Here is a 25478-nt window from a genome sequence, read left to right as displayed (position 1 = left end):
GCGCGGGGCGGCCCCCCCCCCCGGGGGGGGGGGGGGCCCCCCCCCCCCCGGCGGGGGCCCCCCGCCCCCCCCCCCCGGGGGGGGGGCCCCCCCGCCCGACAGCGAGGAACGGCCGGTACGCGCAACCGCCGGCCGGCGCGCGGCACCACCCGCACCACGGCAGCACCCGCACCACGGCAGCACCCGCACCACGGCAGCACCCGCATCACGGCAGCACCCGCATCAAGCACCATCCGCATCACGCAGCACCCGCACCACCGCACCGCCCGCACGCAGTACCCACCGCACCACCCGCACGGACGGCCGTCGGGCCTCCGCCCGGCCCGCCGCCGAAGCCGAGCCGTCGGCCTCCCCGGCCCGCCGCGCAGGGGTTTCCCCGCAGCTGAACCACGGGCCTCCCCGGCTCGTAGGTGAAGGCGGGAACCGGTTCTGCCGGTCCGCCGCCCCGAGGTTCCGAGAGCCCCGTCCGCGCGCACGCACCACCGGCCCTCCCCGGCCCGCACCATCCCGTTCGCCCCTCCAGCCGGCTCCGCACAGGCCGGCCCCGGGACGGACGGCTCCGCCCATCCAGCCCCACACGACCGGCACCGCTCGGCACCGCACCGGGACACGCAGTCCCGTATCCGGGCCGGCCCGGTACCGATCGACGCGCCCGCCGGCGCACCCCAGGGAAGGACTCCCGCCCGTGGCAACCTCGACCCCCACCCGGGACGCCTACGTCCCGCCACCCCGTGGTTCCCGACAGCAACCGGCGAGCAGCCGGCAGACCTGGCGGAGCCGGCTGTGGCGGTTCGACGACAAGGCGTCCCCGTACGCGTACATAGCCCCCTTCTTCCTGGTCTTCGCGGCCTTCGGCCTCTACCCGCTCATCTACACCGGGTGGATCGCCCTCCACCGGGTCGAGATGACCGGCATGGACCAGATGGAATGGGTCGGCTTCGACAACTTCACGAAGATCTTCCAGGACTCCGAGTTCTGGACGGCCCTCACCAACACGTTCGTGATCGGTGTCCTCTCCACCGTTCCGCAGCTGCTGGTGGCGCTGGGCCTGGCCCACCTGCTCAACTACAAGCTGCGCGCCAGCACCTTCTGGCGCACCATCATCCTCACGCCGTACGCGACGTCGGTCGCCACCGCGGCCCTCGTCTTCGCCCTGGTCTTCCGGACCGACGGCGGGCTCCTCAACTGGGTCCTGCACTTCGTCGGCTTCGGCGACACCAACTGGGGCAACGGGCACTGGACGTCGAAGATCGCCATCTCGGTCATCGTGATCTGGCGGTGGACCGGCTACAACGCGCTGATCTACCTCGCCGCGATGCAGGCCGTGCCGGGCGACCTCTACGAGGCGGCCTCGCTGGACGGCGCCAACCGCTGGCAGCAGTTCCTCAAGGTGACCATCCCCTCGCTGCGGCCGACGATCCTCTTCACGATCGTCATCTCCACCATCGGCTCCATGCAGCTGTTCGGTGAGCCGCTGCTGCTGGAAGGCGGCGCGATCGGCGCCATCGGTGGCACCGAGCACCAGTACGAGACGTTGAGCATCTACCTCTACAACTACGGCTGGAACCTGCAACACCTCGGCCTGTCGGCCGCCGTGGCCTGGGTCATGCTCGCCATCCTGCTGGCCATCGCGTTGATCAACTGGATCATCAGCCGCTTCGTACGCCGTTCCGCGGCCTGACCGGGAGCGATACCTCTCATGACCATCACCAGCACCCCCGCCAAGGTCTCCGCCCCCGGGCGTCCGAAGCCGGACCGCCGCGCTCCCCGCAAGGTCCGCCTCGCCATGGGCGCGGGCGACACCCACAAGGCCGGGCCGTTCACCTACATCGCGCTGATCGTCATCGGCATCGGCTCGATCCTGCCGCTGTACTGGACGTTCGTCGCCGCCTCGCACACCCAGGACGAAGTCCTGGCCAGCACGCCGCCGTTCCTGCCGGGCGGCCGGCTCTGGCACAACCTCCAGGCCGCCTGGGACGGTGCCAACCTCGGCAAGGCCATCGTCAACACCCTCATCGTCTCGGCGTCCATCACCGCCGCGACGCTGTTCTTCTGCACCCTCGCCGGCTACGCCTTCGCCAAGATGCGCTTCAAGGGCCGGGGTTGGCTGATGACCGCGGTCATCGCCACCCTGACGATCCCGCCGCAGCTCAGCGTCGTGCCGCTGTTCATGATGATGTCGGACATCGGCTGGGGCGGAAAGCTGGAGTCGGTGATCTTCCCGACCCTGGTGAGCGCGTTCGGTGTCTTCTTCATGCGGCAGTACCTGCTGGAGGCGCTTCCGTACGAGCTGATCGAGGCCGCCAAGATCGACGGCGCGAGCAACTTCCGCATCGTGCTCAGCGTGGTGCTCCCGGTGGCGCGTCCCGCGATGATGGTGCTCGGCATGCTCACCTTCGTCCAGGCGTGGAACGACTTCTTCTGGCCGTATCTCGCGCTCAACCAGGCGAACCCCACCATCCAGGTGGCTCTGGGCCAGCTGAGCGCCTCGTACACGCCGGACCAGTCCATCGTCATGGCAGGCGCCCTGATCAGTACGCTGCCCCTGCTGGCGGTGTTCGTGATCTTCGGCAAGCAGATCGTCGGCGGCATCATGTCCGGCGCGGTCAAGGGCTGAGACACCCGGCCCGCACCTCCGGGCGCCCGCGCGACGCCCCCACCGGTGCCCGCGCGGGCACCGGACCCCCTCTTCCTCTTCATCCATGGGAGCGCTCCCGCATGACAGCTGTACGCCCTGACCTCGCCCCCAAGCAGGCCGCCGACGCCCTCGTCTTCCCGCCCGGATTCGTCTGGGGCGCGGCCACCGCCGCCTACCAGGTCGAAGGCGCGGCCTCGGAGGACGGCCGTACGCCGTCCATCTGGGACACCTTCTCCCACACCCCCGGCAAGGTCCACAACGGCGACACCGGTGACATCGCCGGGGACCACTACCACCGCTACCGCGACGACGTGGCGCTGATGAAGGAGCTGGGCCTCGGCGCCTACCGCTTCTCCATCTCCTGGTCCCGCGTCCAGCCCACCGGCCGCGGCCCGGCCGTCGAGCGCGGCCTCGACTTCTACCGCAAGCTCGTCGACGAGCTGCTGGAAGCGGGCATCCAGCCCGTCGCGACCCTGTACCACTGGGACCTCCCGCAGGAGCTGGAGGACGCCGGCGGCTGGCCCGAGCGCGCCACCGCCGAGCGGTTCGCCGACTACGCGGCGATCATGGCCGGCGCCCTCGGCGACCGCGTCGGCACGTGGACCACGCTCAACGAGCCCTGGTGCTCCGCCTACCTCGGTTACGCCTCGGGCGTCCACGCCCCCGGCCGTACCGACCCCGGCGCGTCCCTCCAGGCGGCCCACCACCTCAACCTCGCCCACGGACGGGCGATCGAGGCTCTGCGCGCTTCCATCCCCGCCAGTGCGCAGACCTCGGTCACCCTCAACCTCCACCAGGTGCGCCCGCTCAGCGACGCCCCCGGTGACGTCGACGCGGCCCGCCGCATCGACGCGGTCGGCAACCGGGTCTTCACCGGCCCGATCCTGCACGGCGCGTACCCCGAGGACCTGATCGCCGACACCAAGCACCTGGTCGACTGGTCGAAGCTGGTCCACGACGGCGACCTGGCGACGATCTCCCGCCCGATCGACGTCCTCGGCATCAACTACTACGCGCCGACCTTGGTCACCGACCCGTCGGGCGGCGGCGCGGAAAGCAACAGCCACGCGCACGGCGACAGCGCGCACTCGCCGTGGCCCGGCTCGGAGCACGTCGCCTTCCACAAGGCCGAGGGCAAGCCCGTCACGGCGATGGACTGGTCCGTCGACCCCGACGGCCTGCACGCCCTGCTGGTCGACACCGCCCGCGAGTTCCCCGACGTCGCCCTCATGGTCACCGAGAACGGCGCCGCCTTCGACGACTACGTCTCGCCCGAGGGCCGCGTCGAGGACCCGGAGCGCATCGCGTACCTGCACGGCCACATCGACGCGGTCCGTCGTGCCATCGCCGACGGCGCGGACGTCCGCGGCTACTTCCTCTGGTCACTGATGGACAACTTCGAGTGGGCGTACGGCTATTCGAAGCGCTTCGGCATGGTCTACGTCGACTACGCCACGCAGACCCGCACCCCCAAGGCGAGCGCCCACTGGTACTCCGACGTGATCCGCCGTCACGGTCTGCCGCAGGCCTGACACTTGTGCACCCGCGGCGTCGAGCCCGGGGGTGCCGGGGGAGTCGTGGCCGCCTGACCGGCCCGGACTTCCCCCGGCACCCCCTCGGCGCAGACGGCCTCCCCGCCCACCCTGCGTCACGGGGGCGCTCCACACGCCTCCGGCACCGAGACCCGGCTGTGAACGCAGCCGGGTCTTCGTGCGTCCTGAACGAAGGGCCCGGGCCTCTCGTCGGGGTCATGTGGGGTCGTGCCGGGCTCGCGTGCCCGGGTGCCGCACCTCGCGGCGTTGTCGTCGGTCGCCGACGCTCCGCGTCGACTCCCTCCTCCGCCTGGCGATGCACGACACCCGGCCCTGCTCCCTGACCCGGCCTGATCCCAACGAAAGGTTTGGGGCCTCTCGTTGGGGTCGTGCCGGGCTCGCGTGCCCGGGCGCCGCACCTCGCGGCGTTGTCGTCGGTCGCCGACGCTCCGCGTCGACTCCCTCCTCCGCCTGGCGATGCACGACACCCGGCCCCGCTCCCTGACCCGGCCTGATCCCAACGAAAGGTTTGGGGCCTCTCATTGGGATCAGGCCGGGCTCGCGTGCCCGGGTGCCGCACCTCGCGGCGTTGTCGTCGGTCGCCGACGCTCCGCGTCGACTCCCTCCTCCGCCTGGCGATGCACGACACCCGGCCCTGCTCCCTGACCCGGCCTGATCCCAACGAAAGGTTTGGGGCCTCTCGTTGGGGTCGTGCCGGGCTCGCGTGCCCGGGCGCCGCACCTCGCGGCGTTGTCGTCGGTCGCCGACGCTCCGCGTCGACTCCCTCCTCCGCCTGGCGATGCACGACACCCGGCCCCGCTCCCTGACCCGGCCTGATCCCAACGAAAGGCCCGAGACCCGTCCCGTACGATTGGGAGCGCTCCCAAATTTGGTGCTCTTCGGCAGCCCCCGGGTCCGGAAACGTGTCAAGGGAATCTTTCGACAGGGCTTGGTTCGACATATTCGACTGTGAGAAGTTGACGGCGAAACGGGAGGCGGACATGGTGTCAGCACGCGTACGGGGCGGCGGGCGGCCGACGCTCGAAGAGGTCGCCGTCAGAGCGGGTGTGGGCCGCGGCACGGTCTCCCGCGTCATCAACGGATCGCCGCGCGTCAGCGATCAGACCCGCGAAGTGGTCGAGGCCGCCATCGCCGAACTGGGATACGTACCCAATCGCGCGGCTCGTGCACTGGCCGGGAACCGCACCGACGCCATCGCGCTCGTGGTACCCGAACCCGAGGCCCGTTTCTTCGCCGAGCCCTACTTCTCCGACATAGTGCGCGGGGTGGGCGCCGCCCTCGCCGACACCGACATGCAGCTGCTGCTCACCCTCGCCGGCAACGACCGCGAGCGCCGCAGACTCGCCCAGTACCTCACCGCGCACCGCGTGGACGGCGTCCTGCTGGTCTCCGTGCACGCCGACGACCCGCTGCCCGAGCTCCTTGAGCAGCTCGGCATGCCGTGCGTCATCAGCGGCCAGCGCGGCGCCGACGAGCCGCTCGCCTCGGTCGACTCCGACAACTTCCAGGGCGGTCGGAGCGCCGTCGCGCACCTCATCGCGCAGGGCCGCCGCACCATCGGCACCATCACCGGCCGCCTGGAGGTCTACGGCGCCCAGCGCCGCCTGGACGGCTACCGCAGGGCCCTCGCCGAAGCTGGCCTCGCCCCGGACGAACGCCTCATCGCTCTCGCCGACTTCACCGAGGAGGGCGGCGCCCGCGCGATGACCGAGCTGCTCGCCCGCCATCCCGACCTGGACGCCGTCTTCGCCGCCTCCGACGTGATGGCGGCAGGCGCCCGCCACGTCCTGCGCGAGGCAGGACGCCGCATCCCGGACGACGTGGCCCTCGTCGGCTTCGACGACTCGGTGGTGGCCCGTCACATGGAACCCGGCCTCACCAGCGTCCGTCAGCCGATAGAGGAGATGGGGCGCGCCATGACCGAGGTCCTCCTCCAGCAGATCACCGACCCCAGCGACGAGCGCCCCCACCTGGTGCTCCCGACCGAACTGGTGGTCCGCGCCTCCTCGTGAGGCTTCCGGACGGCTCCCGGGCCGTGGACGCGGCCGTCGAACGGGACCGTCGAACGGGGCGTCCGTACGGTGTGGCCGACCGGTGCGGCCGGCGTCGGGCGGTGCGACGGGGCGGCAGTCGGGCGCGCGTCGTGCCCCGCTCAGGCCGTGTCGTCCGCCACGCCGGACGGGCTCCCGGCACCCTTCCGCGCGAGGCCACGCAGCCACCGGCGGGCATCGCGGGGCGAGTCGAACCGCACCACCCGCAGCGGTACGTCGCGCGGCGCCCCGGTCCGCCTGCCGATCTCCGTACGCCGCGCCGCGTGCCCGTACCAGGACGACAGCACGGGGTGGTCCCGCGACAGCCACTCCACGGCCCGCTCCCGGTTCCCGCCGAAGATCCGGCGCCGCGTCACCGTCCGCAGCAGTGAGCGCCGCAACACCCTCGGCATGACCACCCGCCGGGGGTAATCCAGCCACACCACCGTGTCGGCCCTCTCCCAGACGAGGTCGCGGACCTCCGGGGACCCGTACGAGTCGAAGATCCAGCGCTCCTCCTCGACGATCGCCGCCACCGCCCGCCCGAAATCCGCGCTCACCGCCCACCCGGGCCCGGAGAAGTGGAGCGCGTCCATCTCGTACCAGGGCACATCCAGCCGCGCCGCGAGGGCCCGCGCGAGGGTGGACTTGCCGGCACCGGTGATGCCGACGACCAGGATGCGTCGCATCGGGGCAGCGTAAACCGGCAGCGGGAGCCGGGAGCGGCCCCCCGGTCGGCGTCACGCCCGCCCGCCACGTCCACTGCGGGTGGATGGGTAAGGGAAAGGGAAAATTTCACATGGTCACCACACCGACTCCACCTCGCGGACTACAGTGCCCCAGGTACGGCGAGCGTGTGACGCACCACACCTGGTCACATGTCGAGCCGCCGGGTGCGTTCCGGAGCGGCAGTGCATCCGGGGGGCCACATGCGCACCATGGTCAAAGGCGCGAACGTCGGGCTGTCCACGCTGAGCGAGGACGTCGGATCGGTCGTCGTGAGCCTGGGCTGGAGCAGCGCCACGGGGGAGGGCGACGCGGACGTCTCGGTGCTGCTGCTCGACGAGAACGGCAAGGTGCGGGACGACACCGACTTCTGCTTCTACAACACCCCGCTCGCGGGTGAGGGAAGCGTGCAGCTCCTCGGGAAGACGCCCTCCGCCGACGGAGACGAGGACCGGATCAGCTTCGACCTCGACGCGGTTCCGACGTCCGTCGACCGTCTGGTGGTCGCGGCCAGCCGTTACGGAGGCGCCCGGTTCGGCGAGCTCGACGACCTGAGGCTCACCCTCGCGGACAGCTCGGGCGAAGGGCTGCTCTCCTTCGCCGTCGAGGAGGCGGGCGAGGTCAGCGCTCTCGTCTTCGGTGAGCTCTACCGGCGGGCCGGCGAGTGGAAGTTCCGCGCGGTCGGACAGGGGTACGCCTCCGGACTGGCAGGTCTGGCCACGGACTTCGGTGTGGACATCGACGACGACGCGGCGACGGAGGCCGAGCCCGCCGAGTCCGCCGAGGCCGAAGAGGCGGCTTCACCGGAGCAGGGTCTTCCGGCGGTCCCCGAGGCCCCCGGATCGGACGAGGCGGCGCCGGAGGCCCCGTCCGGCGCCACCGGGGCCACCGTGCCCTCCCCCCGGAGCGCGGCCGACACGGCCACGGTGCCCGAGGCTGCGGTACCCGTCTCCCGCCGTCCGCGTACCGCCCGGAAGAAGGTCACCATCCAGCGGACGGCGAAGAAGTCGCTCGCGGAGACCGACGCCTGGCAGCCGGCCCGGCTCTTCCCCGTACCCGCCCTCAAGAACGACCGGGAGCGTGAGACCCGGGCCACGTCCGTCGTCCTCGCGGTGATGGCCCAGGTCCCGGAGTTCGGCCGGCGGCTCACCGCCGGATTCGGTGCGCCCGCGGGGCGCATGGAGACGTACACCGAGGTGTCGCTGCCGCACGGGGACACACCCAAGCGGCCGGACGGAGTGATCCGCGTCGAGCGCGCGGGCAAGCTCTGGACCGCCCTGGTCGAGACGAAGACGAACGGCAATCCCCTCAAGGACGACCAGGTGCAGGCGTACATGGACATCGCCGCCCGCCGGGGGTACGAGGCCGTCATCACGCTCTCCAACGACGTCGCGCTGGAAGGCAGCCCGCTGGTCTCCGTACGTGTGGACGGGCGGCGCAAGCACAAGGTCGCCCTCTGGCACCTCTCCTGGGCCGACGTCGTCCACCAGGCGCAGATGCTCATCCGGCACGAAGGTGTCGGCAACGCCGCGCACGTCTGGATCCTCGCGGAGTTGCTCCAGTACCTCCAGCACGAGAACTCCGGCTGTCACGGCTTCCACAACATGGGCGCCGCCTGGGTCCCGGTCCGCAAGGGAATCGACGACGAGACCCTCTGCGTGGGCGACCCCCGGGCGATGCAGGTCATCGAGAGCTGGGAACGCCTGGTGCGCCAGGTATGCCTGCGGCTGGGCGGCGAACTCGGGCAGAAGGTGCTGCCCCTCCAGCGCACCCGGCGCGGCGTGGACCCGACCGGACGGCGTACCGAGCAGGCCGATCACCTCTGCGCGCAGGGCCGGTTGGAAGCCGGGCTCCGCATCGAGGGCGTGCCGGGCGCGCTGACGCTGACGGCGGATCTGCGGACGGGGAAGCTGCGGACCTCCATCGAGGTGCCGTGGGCCGCGCAGGGCTACCCGCTGAGCCGGGTCAAGCGGTTCCTCCGCCAACTCGACTCCGCCCCGGCCGACCTGCACATCGAGACGCTCCTCGACGGGGAGACCCCGGGCCCGCGCGGCACGCTGGAGCGCCTGCGGCCCGAGCCGGCCGATCTGCTCCCCAAGGACGGATCGCAGATCACCGGCTTCCGGCTCTCCCTCCTCAAGGGCATGGGCAGTGGTCGCGGCAGCGCCGAGGCCGGGTTCATCCGGAGCGTCGACGACGCGGTGCACCGGTTCCACACCACGGTCGTCGCGCACCTCGACACCAGGAGCGCGCCGCGGGGCCGGTCCGGCGAGGCGCCCACGGGCGGCTGAGCCGCCGGTGGGCGGGTCCGCCGGGGCCGGGCTCGTCGGGCCGGGCTCGTCGGGCCGGGCTCGTCGGGCCGGGCTTACGGACGGCTGCGCAACGGGTGGTCCGCCGGGACCTCGATCACCGCGATGCGCAGCCCGTCCGGATCGGCGATCCACATCTCGATCAGCCCCCACGGCTCCTGGACCGGCGGGCGCAGGATCGGTACACCGCGTGCGCGGAGCTCCTCGTGGGCGGCGGCGACATCGGCGACCTGGAGCCAGAGCCGCAGGTCGGGGGAGGGCGGGGTGTCGCCCCGGCCGGATACTTCGAGGAACCCGCCGCCCAGGAAGTAGACCGTGCCGCGCTCCGGGCCGGTACCGAACTCGCGGTGGACCGCCAGGCCGAGGGCCTGGCCGTAGAAGGCGCGGGTGCGCTCGGGGTCGGTGGGACGCAACAGCGTCCGGCTGCTCAGTACGTGCACCATGTACGCGACGTTACGCCGGTCGTGGGCCCGGCCCGGGGCGCGACAGGGGGTCAGCGCTCCGCGCGATCCTTGAGGTTGTGCACCCAGTGGTCCAACGAGGCGTCGAGCGCGGCCTGGAGCGCGGGGGTCGCGGCGTCCACGGGGTCCCCGGCCCAGGACTCCTCGGTGTGGATGTGCACCCCGTCCTCGCGCGTGGTGAAGGTCCATACGTGTACCGCGGTGATGCCCTGGGCGGGGCCGCCCCAGACGATGCGGCGGCCGGGCTCGACCTGCTGGACCGTGGATTCGATGCCGCTCAGCCCCTCCACCGACCAGCGGAAGACGGAACCGGGCCGGAGCGGGCCGGGGGTCACCTTGGTCGCCTCACTGACGTCGGGCTGCCACTGCGGCCAGCTCTCGACGTCCGTCTGGATCCGCCAGATCCGCTCCAGGGGCGCGTGGATCACGATGTCCTCGCGGGTGATGACCGGAGCGGAGGTGTCGACACCGATGGGCGCTCGCCCCGTGCCGGTCAGGCCGAGCAGGAAGGCGACGGGAAGGGCGGCGGCCTTGGCGAGGAAGGGGACGATCATGGTGCTTCTCCTGTGTGCGGTGAGGTGACGTGGGGTGAGGTGATGTGGCGTGCGGTGCCGTGCGGTGGTGACGTGGGGTGCGGTGCGGGGCTGTGCGGTGCCGTGAGGTGCCGTGAGGTGCGGCGGGAAGACCGGGTTACGGCACGAGGACGACCTTCCCGGCGACCGTGCCGGATTCGGCCAGCCGCATCGCTTCGGAGACCCGGGCGAGCGGGATCTCCGCCGCGATCCGGGCGGTGAGGTCGCCCCGCTGGAGGGCCGCGAACACCTGGGTGAGGTCGGTGCGCAGCCGGGCCCGGAAGCGGGCCCTGGCCCAGGTGCGGCCGGCCCAGACGTTGAAGAAGTAGGCGCTGCGACCGTTGGGCAGCCAGTTCCAGAGCCAGACGCGCCCCAGCAGCTTCAGTACGGGCAGCGAGCCCGAGCCCTCGTCGTCGCGGGTGGCGGCGCTGCCGTAGGAGACGAGGGTGCCGCCCCGGGCGAGCAGGCCCCAGGAGTCGACGACGCTCCGGCCGCCGACGTGGTCGAACACGGCATCCAGCCCGCCGGGAGCCAGCTCACGGACCCGGGCCACGACGTCCTCGTTCCGGTAGTCGACGGGGGTCACTCCGAGCGCGCGCAGCCCTTCGTGGTGGCGGGCGGAAGCCGTACCGACGACCGTGGCGCCCGCGGCGGTCGCCAGCTGCACGAGGACCGACCCCACCCCGCCGTTGGCGCCGTGGACCAGAACGGTCGCGCCGCTGCGCACCTTGGCCCTGCGGTGCAGCATCTGCCAGGCGGTGATGCCGTTGACGACCGCGGTCTCCGCCTCGGCGGCTCCTACGCCGTCCGGCACCTCGACCACGTCGGTGGCCTCCAGCACCACATGACTGGCCCACCCGCCGGTCTTCGTCAGGGCGGCGACCCGCCTCCCGATCAGCCCGGAGCCGACGCCGGGGCCGGTCGCCAGCACCGTACCGACCAGGTCGTAACCGGGGACGAAGGGGAACGCGGGCTGGTCGTAGTACCGGCCCCGTCGCATCTGCTGCTCGGCGAACGACACTCCCGTCGCCTCCATCCGCACCAGGACCTGCCCCGCCGCCGGGGCCGGAACGGGGCCGAAGCTCAGCTCCAGCCCCTCCGGCTCGACCTTGCCCGGCAGGACCACCTGGACGCGTTCGTCGTCACGCATGACGATCTCCCGTTCGCTCGTACCGCATGGACCGAGCTGCGCGTTTGCGCTGCTCGCGTTCGTTAGAAGCTATAACGAGAGTGACTGCAAATCGCGTTCGCGTCAAGCGGCAGCGGCAACGGATGTGAGGGGCAGTGGCGTGAGTGATACCTTCTAACGGTCGGGTGGGTGCGGCGTACGGCCGTGCGGGACCCCGCGGACTTCACCGATGCGAGGAGGCGGCGGACGTGGCCGACAGCGGTTCGACCCCGCGAGAGCGGTACCGGCAGCAGGTCCGGGCGGAGGTCAAGAAGTGCGCCCGCGAGCAGATCGCCACGGCAGGCGCCTCGGGTCTCTCCCTCAACGCCATCGCCAAGCAGATGGGGATGAGCGGCCCGGCCCTCTACCGCTACTTCTCCGGTCGCGACGAACTGATCACCGAGCTGGTGCGGGACGCCTACCGCAGCATCGCCGACGCCTTCGCTGCGGCCGGTGAGGAAGCCGGTCCGGCCGGCCTCGCGCAGGTGCTGAGGCGCTGGGCGCTGGAGGACCCGCACCGGTACTTCCTCGTCTACGGCACGCCCGTACCCGGCTACGAGGCGCCCGGGGACATCACCGCGATCGCCGGGGAGATGATGACCGTCCTGCTCGGCGCGTGCGCCACCGCGACGGCGTCCGTCGGCGGCGGACCGGAGGCGGACGCCTTCGAGGCGCACCTGGCGGACCACCGCGACTGGGCGGGAGCCCGCCCCGACGCCCCACCGGCGGCCCTGCGCCTCGCACTGGCCCTCTGGACCCGCCTGCACGGTGTGCTCTCACTGGAACTCGCCGGCCACTTCACCGGCATGGGCCTGGACCCGGCCCTGCTGTACGCGGCCGAGGTGGAGTCCCTCACCGGCGGGTGAGCCGCTGGGGCGGGCCGGGTGGTGCGCGGGGCGCCCGCCGCCACCCCTGGACGCGCGAGAACGGCCTACCGGTGACGGTGGGTAAGGTGTGCTGATGCGGAGGGGAACAGGCGCCGGGGAGAACGCCGGCAGCGAAGTCGTCTCGTGTGCTGTGTGCGGTGCCCGGTTGTCCGTGCCGGTGCGCGAAGTGCCTCCGCCGGCGGAGGGCGAGGCGTGGACGCCGCTCGACTCTCCCGTTAACCCCTGCCCGCCGAGGATGGCGGCAGGAACCTTCGCCCGTGACCCCCAGCCGGGGCGTATCCACCGCCGTACGCCGGGCACCGGCTCGGAAACCTCCGGGGCGGAACGCGAGCCGGCGGTGGATCTGCTGTTGAGCCCGGGTGATCTGGTCGGTACCACGGAGATCCGGAGCCGCTGGGACGGCTGCTGCGGGCCGGGCGGTTTCGACGGTCCCAATCTCGCCTGCGCGGGGTGTGGGGCGGAGGTCGGGCTGTGGATCGGCGACTGCTACACCTGGCTGGAGGTCGTCCTCGACGGGCACCGGGTCGGTCGTTCCCCGTCGGCCTGACCGCCCCGCTCCGCGCCACGTCCCTGTCGCCAGGAGGCGGCCGCCCGATGCGATCCGCGGTCATGGCCGCAGGACGTGGGTCCACGCGTGATCACTGGTGGCGGCGGCCGGGGCGGGGTCCTGGCCGGAGGTTCTGCACCCCGGCATCTCCCCTGCCACGGCAGGGACCTGCGCCGTGCGGCGACCGTCCGCCGGGGCGGCCTCGCCCGCCTCGACGCCGAAGCCGATCGTCATCGGCCGTCGAGGCTGATGTACGCCTGGGAGGCCTCTGCCCGGGCACCCCTGGTGCCGTGACGGGAACGAACGGGAACACATGAAAAAGGCCCGATCTGCTTCCGCAGATCGGGCCTTCTCCTTCAAGGGTGAGTAACGGGACTCGAACCTGTTTCGTATTCCGATCGTGACCTGCGGCTTTGCTGGGAAAGCGGACGAACGGGTGCATATGTATGACGCGGTGTGCGTTGGTGTGACGCTGCCCGCGATTCCGTTTGGCCATGGCCAAACGCTCGGATCACACTCGAGACGCCGTTTGCACGTTCACTTGTCCCTCTTGATTGTCTCTAGGTGCTTCGCGATGTCCTTGAGAGACCGCGAGATGTTCTTCACCTGGGCCTCCAGCGACTCAGAGGACCTGATGCTCGTACCACTCATGAAGAGGTCAACGTCAAGGCGGTAGGAGTCCGTGTACTCCTGCTTCTCGTCGGCCGACGTGTACTTGAGAGTGACCGTGATCTGGTCGGGCACGTCCTCCCAGTTCTCGAATTTCCCGTTCGTGCCGGGCGTGCTGGCGTAGTAGACGTTCGACAACTCGGTTCCCGGAGTGAGCACCGCGATCGGCTGGACGTAGCGCTTCTTCAAGAAGGGGATGACGCTCTCGTGCTCCTTCGCGGCTGGTGGATCGGCGATCTCGGGGGAGAAGGTGACTTGGACGTTTCTGGCTACGGACTGCCCGTAGTTCCGCACGACGAGATACAGCGACCCACGGGATGGGTAGGCGTCACGGAACTCGGCAACCACCATCGGTCGACTTCTTCCGACGCTGTCCTTCCGGGTTTGAGTAAGCGTGCGAACGCCGTTGACAGCTGCGAACCAAGCTGCTCCGGCGCCAGCTATGCCTGCCGATGATGCCAACCATGCTGCGCCTGACATAGCAAACTTCCTTCTTCTCTGTGACGGTTTCAACCCTGGTTGCCGAGGGGCATCGTGCGGGCCGCCCGCTCGATGCGGACCGCGATCCGCCCCGCCGCCCGATACCGGCGCGCCGCAAGTCCGGTGAGGTGGGTGGGGATCGGGCGCGGCTCCCCGTGCTCCAGCAGGAAGCCTGCCTTGTGAGGGAGCGGGCGTCTCTGCGCGGTGTCGTAGCAGTCCTGCCACGGGATGCGGTGTCCGGTCGGCGGGCAAACGACGTCGGCGAAGACGGTGGCCAGCAGGTGGTGGACGGCTTCCGGAACATGTCCGCCGAGCGCAGTTTCGTAGGGCTCGGGCAGCACGCGGCCGATGAACTTCGCGGCGTTTACGTAGGCGTGACGCATTGCTCCTCCTCGGAGGGTCAGGCCCCGCGCCTACTCACACCGTAGGGCACGGGACCGACAATGCTGCCTCCGGTCGGATCACAAGGCGTGCAGACGACCGGGCCCTCGCGGCTTCGGCGGGTCCAACTCGCGTGCCGCGGTGCGCGCGTCATCGAGAAGGTGGCGCTCGCGGCTGCTTCCGGACGGGTCGACGCCGGAGGCTTCGAGGGCGGCAGCAAGGTCGCGGAGGAGTCGGGCAAGTCGCTGCGGGTCGTTGGCGTAGGGCATGGGGGTTTCCTTCGTGCGGGCCAGCGGGGTTGCCGGTGAAGGTGTGTTATCGGGTGGAGGGGCGTACATGTGACGGAGGCGCTCGTCTCGGTTTGGTCACGGCGAACGCCCGCCACCTGTGCGGTGACGGGCGTCGATGGGTGGGTAGGTGCGGGTCAGTGGGGCTGCGCTGTGTTGCTTGTCCACGCGTACGCCTCAGCGAGGCCCCGCAGGATGGTGGCGGTGCCGACGCCGTAGTTGGTGTCGACCGCCTTCGCAGCCTTGGCGATCTTCGTGTAGAGCGCTTCCTGCGCAACGGATTTGGGCGCGTCTCCTGGCCGCGCCTCTCCGGAGGTACTACCGACCCGGGCAGGGAAACGGCCCCTCGGGATCGTCGGCGGGCTCCCAGGGGGCGTGAGGCAAGAGCGGGCGCCGACGTCAGGACGCACGTCCCACCGTAGAGCGGGGAATGGGTCGTAGGGATCGGAGCGGTCCAAGGCCGACAGCGTCACTGGGCACAACCAATTTCGTTGCGGAAGGCTCCTGGTGGAAGAGAACCACGATGCGTCGCAGGTCCCCGTCGGTGATGCGGACGTGTCCCCCGAGTTTGCTGTGCGGCAGCCTCTTGATGTGACGGCGCAGCCACGACTCCTCAACTTTGAGGATGGTGGCGGCCTCCGCGTATCCGTGGAGTGAGATCGGTGGGTGCACTTCTTGAGTCAAGGCGGTTCTCCTTTTTGCGACCGCCGCAGCTTGTACGGAGTGGCGCGCTTTGGAAAAGCCGGACTTGGCTGATAGGTGCCGTCAGGGTTGGCGGCTCGTTGGGGTTCGCCGAGATATAGATGGAGGCAACGTCTACCGGCTGGTTGCGGCTGTACTGCGAAGTATCAGTGGTTGCGCCGCGGTGACGTGGTGATCGAGACGGTTACTCCGTTCCTGCGGTGGTGTGCATGGTGGGAGGAGTTCGCCGCGTCGCGTTTCGGGAGCACTTCTCGCATCCGGTACGGCCTCCCCTGATGCTAGTCAGGGTCAGAGTGGCATCCGCGCCGCACAGGCAACGGCAGCGCCACCGGTCGGTGGTCTTCCCCGGATAGGGCTCCAGTGGTTCGAACCCGGCTGCATGCGCCTCCGCGGCGGCTTTCGCCGGCTCAGTCCGGCCGCCAGCCCGGGGGCACTTCTTGCAGCCAACAGTCCCCGACCGGATAGAGGACAGCCGCATCGCGACTTCGGTGCCGCAGGAACAGCGACAACGCCACCGGTCCGTGGTCCGGCCGGGATACGGCTCCAACGGTTCAAATCCGGCGGTACGCATCTCAGCGGAGGCACTCTCGTCGTTCACCGAGTTGAAGGCGCAGAACCGGCAGCCACTTGAACCGCCGTTAACGTTGGAGTACGTGGGGGTGGTTTCGCTACCGCACGTGGTACAGCGGCACCGCCACGGTGTTCCGCTGCCGGGGTAGGGCTCCAGCGGTTCGAGCCCGGCTGCGCGCATCACTTCGCCGGCCTTCGGAGCGTTCGCGGCGGCGCGTTTGGCCTGCGTCGCCTTCACTCGGCAGACGCGACACCGCTGGCCCGCATTGCGTACGGCGTTGAAGGTCGGGCGCCCCTCGTGCCCGCAGGTCATGCAGCGGGAGGGCCAGGTCGCGTTTGTACGGCCGGGGTAGGGCTCAAGCGGTTCGTACCCGCAGGCCCGCATCTCGGCGACCGCCGCGTCCGCGTCGAACAGAACTGCGGCACGAGGCCGGCCGCCGACTCGGGGATCGTAAGGCTCCTGCACATTCCGGGTTTCCTCTTCGACCATGGCCCACACCTCGGCCGCCGTAACGCGGTCGGCGGAGCAGGTCTCGCTCCAGCCGTTCGGCATGACGTCCTTGGCGAGGAAGGGGCTCAGTCCGGCCTCACGCAGGCGGTCCAGCACTGCCTGCTCAACGTCGTAGGCCGCCGCGCCGGTGGTGTAATCACGGGCCTGATGCAGCTGCCACCCGTGGCGTTCGTGCTGGATAAGCCGAGAGTTGTAGCCGGTGCAGGCACCGATGCCGACCTTGACCGCGCCCCACCTTCGGTGGGTGATCACGTAGACCTTCGCCGGCCCTGCCAGGTCGATGCCATGCGTGGCGCACATCCGGCAGCCCTTGCCCGTGCGGACACCGGTCAGCCGCAGGTGCACCTGGTGGCCGTTGGGGCAACGGCAGAGCCAGCGCTTGTCACTGCCGGGATAGAGTTCCAGCGGCTCGAAGCCGTGCGCACGCATTTCACCCGCGCAGATCTCGGGGTCCAGCGGTGCGCTTCCCGCGCAGTGCCTGCAGCCGTACCCGCGGCCCTTGACACCGGAGTACATGGGCCTGGACTCCTTCCCACACGTAGCGCAGCGGCAGCGCCAACCCACGGAGGCACCGGGGTAGGGGTCCAGCGGCTCGAAGCCGTGCGCGCGCATCAGGGCACCGGCTTCCTCCGAGTCGGTACGGCTGGCGGCACCCCGCTGCTTGTATCCCTCGCTCCGGCATAGGGGACACGGATCGTAGCCTTGGCGAACGCTGGAGGCCCTCACCCGGACTTCTTCGCCACAGAACGTGTGACGGCAGTGCCAGGGGGTCGAGGCGGAGTGGTAGGGCTCCAAGGGCTCGTACCCGGCCGCGCGCATCAGGGCCTCGGCTTGAGTAGCGTTAGCCCTGCGCTGCTGCTCCCCGCGGGCCTTGTGGTTGCAGGCGGCGCACCCCGATTCCGCTCGCACCTTGATCAAGTTGCGGATGTAGGACAGCCGCCGCGCGCCGACGTGCCCGCACGTGGTGCAGCGGCAGCGCCACGGCGCCCCGCTGCCGGGGTAGGGCTCCAGCGGTTCGAGTCCGACCGACCGCATGTCCGCTTCGGCTCGTTCGGCCCCACCGGCGCGCTCTTGGAAGATGATCCGGCGGCTTTCCTTCGCACACTCCGTGCACCCGACCCTGCCGTCACTGATGTACGTGGGTCTCGGATTGACGATGTTCCCGCACGCGAGGTGTCGGCACCGCCACGGCGTCCCGCTGCCGGGGTAGGGCTCCAGCGGTTCATACCCGGCCGCCCTCATGGCGGCGGTGTGCTTGACCTCGGCGGCCTCGCGGCGGCGGCGCCCTGCTTCGGACCGGCCGCATGTGGGACAGCCGGGCGTCGTCTCCGCGCGGAGCTGGTAGAGGACTACCTCGACCTCGTGGCCGTTGGGGCAGCGGCAGCGCCAGGGGACACCGCTGGTGCCAGGATAAGGTTCCAGGGGTTCCAATCCCCGAGAGTGAATCTCCTCTTCAGGGCTGTCGTGGGGCATGAACGTGGGTCCTCTCCTTAGCAGGTTGCACGGCGGGGCGTCGTGGCCGCATCAGTCGGAGTCAGAGGCCGCGAGCATGGCGGCGATGTCGGCGCAGGTGACAGCGGAGGCGAAGTCGCTGTTCGTGAACTCCTCCTGCGCGATGGGGGTGCCGAACTTGGTCATGAAGCGGTGAGCTTGCGTTTCGGCTCGCTCTATCGCGTGGGCGGGGACGGAGTCGGTGAGGTGCAGGTCGACCAGGCCGTACTGATAGCGGTTCATCTCCCGGAGGTGCTGGGGGATGCGCCCCCAAGGGTTTTTGCTGCGCCCGATCTTGATTCGGGGATTGGGCCCCGCGATCTCCAGAACGTACAGACGGTGGAGGCGGGCTCCGGTGTCGACCAGCTCTTGCCTCATCCGTTCCAAGAGCCTGCGTTGCAGGCGACGGACGGGCAGGGGAAGCGGCACCGGGGCGCCGGCCCTCAGGATCGCGCGGGCTTCCTGCTGGAGTTGACCGATCGAGGGGCGGCTCGGCACCAGTAGAGGAAGGTGCACAGGAGGTGGCGGTAGAGGAGGGGGTGTCGTGGTCACTGGACGTCGCTTTCGAGTTGGGTGAGGACGCAGAGCCTTCGGAGATCCTTGAGGTCGGGCACGTTGTGGAGCGTGCCGAGGCTGACGCCGAGCAGGTCCGCGATTGGGCAGCAGATTGCGGGCAGCACGCAGGATGTCGGAGTTGACGGTGAAGCCGATTTGGCGCGTGCGGAGTTCGGTGACCATGTTCACCAGGCCTGGAGGCTGCGGCCATATCAGTCCAGGGAGGGCACGACGAGGGTGCCCCCGCTCTGGAGGGAGGCGTGGCCACCCGTACACCGGCAGGGGGCTGCGGTACGTCAGGGGGTCTTCTCCACCGTGGCCGTGTCGATCCACCGGGCGAGGATGCTGAACGCGGCCAGCTGCTCCAGCGCCTCGTTCTCGTCGAGCTCGTCGCCGGCCTCGTGGGCGATCGGGTTCCGGATCGCCGCGTACACGCCGCGGGCGAACGCGGCCGCCCCGTCGTGCCGGGATCGCCACGTGTCGCTGTCTTCCTTCGGCGGCAGGCGAAGGCGCGGCTTGCCCGGCTCGGGGTCCTTGAGGCTGAACGCGTCCCCGAGGAGCTTTGACTCCGACAGGTCCTTCCGCCCGAGCTTGGCCTGGGAATGGGCGTTCACCGCCACGGCAGCCACCCCGACCGCCTGCCGGTAGTGCCCGCTACTCCACAGGCCCTGGACGCTGCCCCATACCCACGGATGCAGCGTCGAAGCGTCCAACTGCGGTGCGCCGGAGCCGAGGTTGTCCGCGAGCTCCTGCTCCGCCTCCAACTGGGCAATGGCTCTATGTGCGGCCTCGCGTTCACGCCAGAACGGCTGCCGCTTTGGTTCCGTCCACTCCGCTGTCCGCCACCCAGGGAGAGTGCGATCGAGGACCTGCTCGATGATCTGTGTAGCGGCTTGGACCTCAGCCTTCGGCTTGTCCAACTTGTAGGTCCAGAAGCCGATCGTGTTCGGCCCGTCCGGCACGTAGGTGATTGAGGCGGCCTCGATGTAGCCCCTCAGCTTGGATATCGCCCACTCGCGATTGATCTGCGTCATAGCTGCATGATGCTCGCCCTCAACGGCAGCCAGGGAGAATTCGTCACCGAGACGGCGGCGTGTCGCAGCTCCCAGCTGGTCGGGCGCTGAAGTTCCCCCGCTGAGGTTGCTTACGCTGCGGGGGTGAAGCTGTGCCGCAGCCTGGCTCGGGTCTTGAGTGGGGTGAGGCACCCGAACTCGGGGTGCCTGGCGAGCCCAGTGCGGTTGTACTCGACCTTGATGAAGCGGAAGACGTCGGCGTGGGCTGCCTCGCGGCTCTCCCAGACGGTGGTGCCGTCCTGGACTCCCATGTCCGACTAGCCACTTTCACGCGGTGGGCAGAGAGACAAGGACGAGCCCCTCAACAGGGGCCCGTCCGTCATGTGTTGCGGCGGTCGATACAGCGATACTCAGCGGGCGACGAAGGGGAGGAAGGAGTTCCAGGCGTCACTGCTCACCTGGAAAGGCGTGAGGGCCACGTCCTTGGAGTCGCGGACGAGGACGACCTTCGAACGGTGGGCGACCTCCACGCATGCGTTCCCGCTGCCCTCGGAGTATGACGACTTGGTCCACTCAGTGTTCAAGCTCATGATCACGCCAGTTCTCGGGATAGTTGCTGAATGAAATCGGGAGTCTCCTCGGGCGGAAGCGCCGATGCGCTCAGCTTCTCCCACCTTCGGGTGAAGACACCTACATCGCGAGGCTTGCCTGAAATCTGCATGCCGCCCCACGCGTTGTCCGCCTGAACCTGCGGAGGGTAGTCCTCGCCCATGTTCAGGATGCTGAAGTCCGCTGCGAACCGGTACCGCCTTCCGGTCGCCGGCAGAATCTGAATGGTGACGTTGTCGAGCTGGGACAACTTCACCAACTCGTCGCACTGGCCCCGCATCACCTCGATGTCGCCGACGATGTGCCGTAGCGCAGGCTCACCGATGACGGCCTTGAGTTCGAGCGGGCTCTCGGCCCGGGTCAGGAACTCGCGGCGTCGTAGGCGGAGCCGCGCGGCCTTGTCCACGGACTCGGAGCGGTTCTCGAGGACCGGCTGCTGCATCGCGAAGAGGGCTCGTACGTAGGGCTCGCTCTGCAACGGCCCCCAGGGCAGCAGCGGGTGAAACACCCGGTTCTCGACCGCGATCTCTTCGAGCCCGACGAATTTGGGCATCTGCGCCGGCGTCATGCTGTCCTTGTAGTCACTGATCCACTCTTCGCTGCTGGCCTCCCTCTGGGTCGCGATGAGGCCCTCGATGTAGGTCTCATCCGTCACGCCGTAACGCTCCAGGAGACTGCGCAGATGTTGTGCCCTGCGCAGAGAGGAGAGGCCGGTCTCGACCTTCTGGAGCAGCGAGTCCGAGAACTCCAGCCCCTCCACAGCCTCCTCCATCGTGAACCCGGCCTGCTGACGAAGTGCCCGAAGATCCTGGCCCATGCTGATCCGGCGAGCGGTGGGTCGGGGTTGAGCTGCCACTGACTGACCTCCTTGGCCGTTCGCGGCGTCACCACTTGTGCGCGCCCGCGTACCCGATGTGCGTGCGCGCAGGACCGATCTGCGGGGCTCGACCGACCATGTGCGCAGTTTCTCACCGCATGCGCGCGCCGCGACAGTCCATGTGCGCGCTACGGCATATACGAATTTATTCCTCTCGGAGTATTCCCGTGGGAATACGTTGAATCCTAGTGACCGCCTACAGCAGGGTAGTTGGCGCGGAGCCGACGGATCTCTGGTCGGGAATCTCCGCCACCCCGCATGCCGTCGGCGAACACCGCCGTGGCTCCGTCCACCCGTACGTGTGGAGACCCGGACATGAATGTGATGGGCACCAGCACCCGCGAGACCGACCGTGTGGCCCAGGGGCACGCGCCCGCAAAGTGGTTGCGCCCACGGGAGTTCTGTATCGAGTCCGATCTGTATGCGCCGATAGAGGCCCGGCGGTGCGAGGACCTGACGCGGGTTCTCGCGCGACTCCAGGCCACCAGGCCGAGTCCGAGGGTGTGCTTGTACGCGATCTCCGTCGACAGGGAGGTCCCCCGGGTCTCCTTGAGGTCGGCGGAGAAGTACGAGCGGCGTTCTTTCTCGGCGGTCAGCAGGGAGCAGACCTTTACGGATCCTGATGAGGCGACCGCCCCCAACGGGCGGCAGGGCTGGAGTTCCGTGCGCGAGCTGATTCGGGCCGGCCTCGCGGAAGGGGTTGTAGTGCTCATGGCTGGCGTGGTCAGCGGTGAGATCGATCAGTGCCGAAATGAGCGCGCGCGGTTCGAGGAACACTTCGGCATCGACGCGCTGGTAGTTCCCGAGATCACCGGAGCACAGTCATGAGCGGCTTGGCCTCTGTCCCCGTCACGGTCCCCGTCATGGACTTCACCTTCGATATGACCATCGATCCCGACCGTGTGCGCATCGCTCAGTTGCGGCGGATCACCAGTGTGCTGGTCGCGGAATGGGCGTCCAGCATCGTGGTTCAGGACGTGGCGGTGGTCGTCTCGGAGCTGGTCACGAACGCCATCGAACACGGGCATGGTGCGGTCGGTTTCCGGCTGTCGCTCACCGGCAAGGGGCTTCTCCTTGAGGTCGTCGACGGTAACCCGGCACCCGCCCGGCTCCGGCCCGCGGCGGCCGATGACGAGCACGGCCGCGGCTTGCTTCTCGTCTCCTGCCTTGCGGCGGACTGGGGAGTGAGCGAAGACGGTCGCACCACGTGGGCGTTCTTCCGTGTCGGCGACGGGAGTCCGTGATGTCGGTGCTGAACGAGGCGGGGCTCGCTGGTCCTGGACCAGGGGCCGTGTCGGCGGCCCTCAGCGACGAGGAGAAGCGCAGAGTGGCCTTCTGCCTCACCCGCTCGCTTGTTGCCGAGGGCATCAGCTATGACCTGATCGTCACCCTCGACGAGGTCTTGAGCTACTGGCCCGTCTCCGCGCCCCGGACTCGAAGATTCGACGGACTGCTGGTCCGCGTCGGTCTACCACCCCGCCCGCAGCGGCTTCCCGACGTAGCTACGCTGAGTGACGAGGACGCGGCACGGTTCATCGACCGGTTCCGTCGGGCGACCCAGATCCTCTTGCAGGTCGCCCCGTACCGCGCGGAGACCTACCCCACTCGCGAGTTGTCGCTCCTGGTGGCCCTGCGCGACGGCCACGCGCCTCCGGGCGGTGCGCTGCCGTACTTACGGCGATGGGCGCTGGCCATTCTGGCCGTGCTCGACCTTATGGGAGACGACGAGTGACCGCCTTCCCGACGGCGTCCGGTCGGTTGTCCGTAGTGGCCCCCGCCGACGGATCCCCCGCCCCGGAACGTCTCCTCTTCGCGCGCCGCGCTCGGCTGCGCTCGCCTGGTTCCACTCGGGTCACGCGCTTCCGCCCGTCGAAGACTCCGCGCGGCTGCTCGACCAACTCACAACCAACGGACGGACCGTCGCGGCAGACCTCGACCTGGTCTTCCGGTCCCTCCCCTCGAACTCGACGGCCGCACACCGCGCTGCGGTGGTCCCGGGAGACCGGGCTCGTCGGCTCAACCAGGTGCCTCCGGCCGGCGACCCGCAGGTCGGGGTGAGTGGGGCACAGAACGTTGCCCGCCTCGTTCAGCCTGCTTCGCGTTACCAACACTGTCCGCCAGGAACAGCCCCACCAAGGCAGTCGGCGCGCGGACTCCCAAGCCGGTACTGGGCCTTGATGCAGGCCCGGTACCGGCCACACACTTTCCGACCCACCTGACAGGACGGTCCGATGACCCACCTCATGCCGATAGCTGCTGACATGGCCGAAGAGCAGGCCGCTGCGGAGGCGACCCTCACTCTGGAGCTGGCGCTGTACTACGCCGGCATCTCCTTCGACCTTGAGGAGAGTGCACCGCATGGCGGGAGCCGACTGCGGCTGGAGCCTTCACCCACCCACCCCTGGACCCTCGGGGACGTGGAAGGAAACCTTCTCGCGGACGGGATCATCGCCACGGCGCGGCGGATCGAGCAGCCTCTTCCCTGTCCTGGCGCTCGGCTTGCTCTCGACTTGCCTTCGACGGAGGACGTTCGTGCGCTCGGACGCCTCGTCGAGACCCGTCTCACCGAGATCCAGAACGCCGCTCTGCAGCTGCACCGCGCCCTCGGGCTCGCCGACTTGGAACGACGCGTAGGAATACTGGACGACTGCCTGATCGACACCGGCGCCTTCACACCGGACGACGCCGCCTGCCTGTACCGCTGTCTCGGCGGCGATGACGTGGCCGTGCGCGACCTCGCGCTGACCGAATGGCGTGATCACGAGTCCTTCGCCGACTACCTGGAGACGACTGTTCACACCGCCACCGGCCGGATGGTTCCCGTCGAGTCTCGCCCGACCTGTGGGCACTGCCGGGACGACAACGGCCCGAACCAGATCTGGATCGACTTCCTGGACGCCGACGACGCGCTCGCGCTTGCAGCCGCGCTCAAGCGCGTCCGGAATACCAAGGAATAGCGGACGGGGAAGCCGTTCTTCGGATGCGGACCTTCCTTGGCGCGGAGCGATGTGTGCCCCGGGGCAGCCTCACCAGTCCAACGGTTGACGCTGGTAGAAGAGACCGCCGGTCGGGCCGTCGTCGGGAAGGGTGGCGAGCCAGACAGGCGTGTCGGCCGCTTCGTCGGGGGTGCGCTTCGTCTTGCCGTAGGCCATGCGGGTATCCATCTGGCCTGGTGAAGCCGCGTTGACGAGAATGCCGGTGTCCGCCGGCTCGGTGGCGAGGATCTGGGTAAGTGCGTTCAGGCCGGCCTTCGAGACGCGGGAGTAGCAGGCGGGCCCGGGGCCCGCCGAGCGCGGCTTCCAGCCGACGCAGCCGAGGCAGTCCGTCCTCCAGGTCCTCAATGAGCCGCAGGTCGATTCTGCCTCCGGCGAGGGCGGCGGCCATCGGCTCGGACTCCTGGGAGAGCCACTGTCCGGCGAGAAGGGTCAGGGCCTGGCCGCCTAGCTTCATGAATCCGCGGCGGTCGGGCATCGCGTGCTGCGGGGTGTCGTCCAACGCCTGGAGCATCCCTTCCAGGGCCATGGGAAATCGATACGGACCGGGCCTCCAGCGGGTAACCATCCAGGCCAGACGAGCCGGTGCACTTCTCGGCGCCGCCCGGCTGCGGCTCATGAACGGATGACGGCCAACCGGGCAGATGAGACGTGAGCACCCACAGCTTGGTCGCAGAGCCGACGCTAGTCGCGCCGAATCTGCTGCGGATCCGCCGTGCTCAGTGGACGCTTCTCATCCGCCGTCGAGAGGTCCGGAGTCGTCCGCCAATCCCTCCAGCCGGCGGGTCTGGTCGATCACCGTGGTCACCATGTTCAGGCTCGCCGTGCTGAGTCCGTTGGCTCGCAGAGCGACTTGGCGCACGTTCTGGTCGCGCATGGCGGCAACCAGTTCGATCTCCGCGCGCTGTCGTTCGGCCTCTTCCTCGTCGAAGAAGTAACCCGGGGCTACGCCGAAAAAGCCGGCCAGCGCGCGGATCGTCTGCATCTTCGGGTTCGTGTTGGTCCCGGTGCGGAGCTGTTGGATGGCGCTCGCGGAGATGGTGAAGCCAGAGGTGTCGCGGATCCCCTGTGATACCTCCGCATATGTGTACGGGCCGCGCCCTTTCGGGTGCACCTCCCGAAACAGGCGGCCGAGCAGCTCCGCGAAGGTGCGCTCGTTCTTCTCGCTCATCTCAACCCTTCGTCGTGGCCGCCATCCTATCCATTCCAGTGGATCGAGGGTCGGTCCGCGTCGCGTGAGCCGACATTGCAGTTGACGCCCGTTAGCCATTGCAGTGTACGTTGGCCCTGAAAGTCGTTTATTGCAGTGTTCCACGCCGGGTCGGGCATCGGCTGGGGGTGTGCGAGGGGTGACACAGCGCTTTCGTCCCCGTGCATGCAGAACGATGGCCAGGGAGAGGGCAGAAGGAAGGCGCAGTGCACGGACAGTAGAAGCCCGGTAGGGCAAAG

27 protein-coding genes are annotated in these 25478 nt (G+C 69.5%); 11 read left to right on the top strand and 16 right to left on the bottom strand.

The window, feature by feature from the left end:
* The first annotated feature begins 685 nt into the window (after positions 1-685).
* From ACFZAX_RS15920 to ACFZAX_RS15905, 4 genes are all read left to right on the top strand, one after another.
* On the top strand, positions 686-1681 hold the full coding sequence (locus tag ACFZAX_RS15920) for an ABC transporter permease subunit (RefSeq protein WP_390962103.1): 996 nt from the start codon (positions 686-688) through the stop codon (positions 1679-1681).
* A gap of 18 nt (positions 1682-1699) precedes the next feature.
* Entirely contained in the window at positions 1700-2617 is a 918-nt protein-coding gene (locus tag ACFZAX_RS15915) for an ABC transporter permease subunit (RefSeq protein ID WP_390962101.1), read from the top strand.
* A gap of 101 nt (positions 2618-2718) precedes the next feature.
* Positions 2719-4170 carry a GH1 family beta-glucosidase gene (locus ACFZAX_RS15910; protein WP_390962099.1) on the top strand — a complete coding sequence of 484 codons (1452 nt, stop codon included), beginning with the start codon at positions 2719-2721 and terminating at the stop codon, positions 4168-4170.
* A 1001-nt stretch (positions 4171-5171) separates the two neighbouring features.
* Positions 5172-6203 (top strand): substrate-binding domain-containing protein, encoded by a 1032-nt coding sequence (locus tag ACFZAX_RS15905; RefSeq protein ID WP_390962097.1) that lies wholly within the window; start codon positions 5172-5174, stop codon positions 6201-6203.
* Between the two features lie 140 nt (positions 6204-6343).
* Here the strand turns inward: ACFZAX_RS15905 and ACFZAX_RS15900 are convergent, their stop codons facing one another.
* Positions 6344-6910: an AAA family ATPase gene (locus ACFZAX_RS15900; RefSeq protein ID WP_390962095.1), complete on the bottom strand. Its 567-nt coding sequence runs from the start codon at positions 6908-6910 to the stop codon at positions 6344-6346.
* Between the two features lie 240 nt (positions 6911-7150).
* On the opposite strand from ACFZAX_RS15900, the gene ACFZAX_RS15895 reads away from it, so the two are divergent.
* Entirely contained in the window at positions 7151-9238 is a 2088-nt protein-coding gene (locus ACFZAX_RS15895; protein WP_390962093.1) for a TerD family protein, read from the top strand.
* 74 nt (positions 9239-9312) lie between these two features.
* Here the strand turns inward: ACFZAX_RS15895 and ACFZAX_RS15890 are convergent, their stop codons facing one another.
* The 3 genes from ACFZAX_RS15890 to ACFZAX_RS15880 all read right to left on the bottom strand — a co-directional run bounded on the left by ACFZAX_RS15890 (position 9313) and on the right by ACFZAX_RS15880 (position 11439).
* Positions 9313-9699, bottom strand: coding sequence for a VOC family protein (locus ACFZAX_RS15890; RefSeq protein ID WP_327175942.1), 387 nt, complete (start codon positions 9697-9699; stop codon positions 9313-9315).
* Positions 9700-9749: 50 nt separating this feature from the next.
* On the bottom strand, positions 9750-10271 hold the full coding sequence (locus ACFZAX_RS15885) for an SRPBCC family protein (protein WP_390962090.1): 522 nt from the start codon (positions 10269-10271) through the stop codon (positions 9750-9752).
* 136 nt (positions 10272-10407) lie between these two features.
* Entirely contained in the window at positions 10408-11439 is a 1032-nt protein-coding gene (locus ACFZAX_RS15880) for a zinc-binding dehydrogenase (protein ID WP_390962089.1), read from the bottom strand.
* A 227-nt stretch (positions 11440-11666) separates the two neighbouring features.
* Here ACFZAX_RS15880 and ACFZAX_RS15875 point away from each other — a divergent pair, with 227 nt between their 5' ends.
* Together ACFZAX_RS15875 and ACFZAX_RS15870 are read left to right on the top strand one after the other, a co-directional pair.
* Positions 11667-12323 (top strand): WHG domain-containing protein, encoded by a 657-nt coding sequence (locus ACFZAX_RS15875; protein WP_390962088.1) that lies wholly within the window; start codon positions 11667-11669, stop codon positions 12321-12323.
* Between the two features lie 370 nt (positions 12324-12693).
* Positions 12694-12891 carry a hypothetical protein gene (locus ACFZAX_RS15870; protein ID WP_390962087.1) on the top strand — a complete coding sequence of 66 codons (198 nt, stop codon included), beginning with the start codon at positions 12694-12696 and terminating at the stop codon, positions 12889-12891.
* Between the two features lie 537 nt (positions 12892-13428).
* On the opposite strand, the gene ACFZAX_RS15865 is transcribed toward ACFZAX_RS15870, so the two are convergent.
* The 10 genes from ACFZAX_RS15865 to ACFZAX_RS15820 all read right to left on the bottom strand — a co-directional run bounded on the left by ACFZAX_RS15865 (position 13429) and on the right by ACFZAX_RS15820 (position 21015).
* Positions 13429-13911, bottom strand: coding sequence for a hypothetical protein (locus ACFZAX_RS15865; protein WP_390962085.1), 483 nt, complete (start codon positions 13909-13911; stop codon positions 13429-13431).
* A 158-nt stretch (positions 13912-14069) separates the two neighbouring features.
* Positions 14070-14423, bottom strand: a complete 354-nt coding sequence (locus tag ACFZAX_RS15860; protein WP_390962084.1) for a hypothetical protein — start codon at positions 14421-14423, stop codon at positions 14070-14072.
* A gap of 78 nt (positions 14424-14501) precedes the next feature.
* A complete protein-coding gene (locus ACFZAX_RS15855; protein ID WP_390962082.1) occupies positions 14502-14690 on the bottom strand; it encodes a hypothetical protein in 189 nt (62 codons plus the stop codon).
* A 904-nt stretch (positions 14691-15594) separates the two neighbouring features.
* Positions 15595-17007 (bottom strand): hypothetical protein, encoded by a 1413-nt coding sequence (locus tag ACFZAX_RS15850; RefSeq protein WP_390962081.1) that lies wholly within the window; start codon positions 17005-17007, stop codon positions 15595-15597.
* Positions 17008-18015: 1008 nt separating this feature from the next.
* The gene (locus ACFZAX_RS15845; protein WP_390962080.1) at positions 18016-18360 is read right to left on the bottom strand and encodes a hypothetical protein; all 345 of its coding nucleotides are present in this window, start codon (positions 18358-18360) and stop codon (positions 18016-18018) included.
* Positions 18361-18530: 170 nt separating this feature from the next.
* Positions 18531-18662: a hypothetical protein gene (locus ACFZAX_RS15840; protein WP_390962079.1), complete on the bottom strand. Its 132-nt coding sequence runs from the start codon at positions 18660-18662 to the stop codon at positions 18531-18533.
* A gap of 171 nt (positions 18663-18833) precedes the next feature.
* The gene (locus tag ACFZAX_RS15835) at positions 18834-19571 is read right to left on the bottom strand and encodes a TIGR02391 family protein (RefSeq protein WP_390962078.1); all 738 of its coding nucleotides are present in this window, start codon (positions 19569-19571) and stop codon (positions 18834-18836) included.
* A gap of 110 nt (positions 19572-19681) precedes the next feature.
* The gene (locus tag ACFZAX_RS15830) at positions 19682-19861 is read right to left on the bottom strand and encodes a hypothetical protein (RefSeq protein WP_390962077.1); all 180 of its coding nucleotides are present in this window, start codon (positions 19859-19861) and stop codon (positions 19682-19684) included.
* A 99-nt stretch (positions 19862-19960) separates the two neighbouring features.
* Positions 19961-20140: a DUF397 domain-containing protein gene (locus tag ACFZAX_RS15825; RefSeq protein ID WP_390962076.1), complete on the bottom strand. Its 180-nt coding sequence runs from the start codon at positions 20138-20140 to the stop codon at positions 19961-19963.
* Between the two features lie 2 nt (positions 20141-20142).
* A complete protein-coding gene (locus ACFZAX_RS15820) occupies positions 20143-21015 on the bottom strand; it encodes a Scr1 family TA system antitoxin-like transcriptional regulator (protein ID WP_390962074.1) in 873 nt (290 codons plus the stop codon).
* A 336-nt stretch (positions 21016-21351) separates the two neighbouring features.
* Here ACFZAX_RS15820 and ACFZAX_RS15815 point away from each other — a divergent pair, with 336 nt between their 5' ends.
* The 4 genes from ACFZAX_RS15815 to ACFZAX_RS15800 all read left to right on the top strand — a co-directional run bounded on the left by ACFZAX_RS15815 (position 21352) and on the right by ACFZAX_RS15800 (position 23993).
* The gene (locus tag ACFZAX_RS15815) at positions 21352-21864 is read left to right on the top strand and encodes a hypothetical protein (protein ID WP_390962072.1); all 513 of its coding nucleotides are present in this window, start codon (positions 21352-21354) and stop codon (positions 21862-21864) included.
* 35 nt (positions 21865-21899) lie between these two features.
* Positions 21900-22280 (top strand): ATP-binding protein, encoded by a 381-nt coding sequence (locus tag ACFZAX_RS15810; protein ID WP_390962071.1) that lies wholly within the window; start codon positions 21900-21902, stop codon positions 22278-22280.
* On the top strand, positions 22280-22768 hold the full coding sequence (locus ACFZAX_RS15805; protein WP_390962069.1) for a hypothetical protein: 489 nt from the start codon (positions 22280-22282) through the stop codon (positions 22766-22768). Before ACFZAX_RS15810 ends, ACFZAX_RS15805 begins: the two co-directional genes overlap by 1 nt.
* A 499-nt stretch (positions 22769-23267) precedes the next feature.
* The gene (locus ACFZAX_RS15800) at positions 23268-23993 is read left to right on the top strand and encodes a hypothetical protein (RefSeq protein ID WP_390962068.1); all 726 of its coding nucleotides are present in this window, start codon (positions 23268-23270) and stop codon (positions 23991-23993) included.
* Positions 23994-24062: 69 nt separating this feature from the next.
* On the opposite strand, the gene ACFZAX_RS15795 is transcribed toward ACFZAX_RS15800, so the two are convergent.
* Together ACFZAX_RS15795 and ACFZAX_RS15790 are read right to left on the bottom strand one after the other, a co-directional pair.
* Positions 24063-24377, bottom strand: coding sequence for an SDR family oxidoreductase (locus ACFZAX_RS15795; RefSeq protein WP_390962067.1), 315 nt, complete (start codon positions 24375-24377; stop codon positions 24063-24065).
* 385 nt (positions 24378-24762) lie between these two features.
* Positions 24763-25200 (bottom strand): helix-turn-helix domain-containing protein, encoded by a 438-nt coding sequence (locus ACFZAX_RS15790; protein WP_328721535.1) that lies wholly within the window; start codon positions 25198-25200, stop codon positions 24763-24765.
* Between the last annotated feature and the right edge of the window lie 278 nt (positions 25201-25478).

The sequence above is a fragment of the Streptomyces sp. NPDC008125 genome, assembly GCF_042957125.1.
Lineage (GTDB): Bacteria > Actinomycetota > Actinomycetes > Streptomycetales > Streptomycetaceae > Streptomyces.
This window is presented reverse-complemented; position numbering and strand designations above follow the sequence as displayed.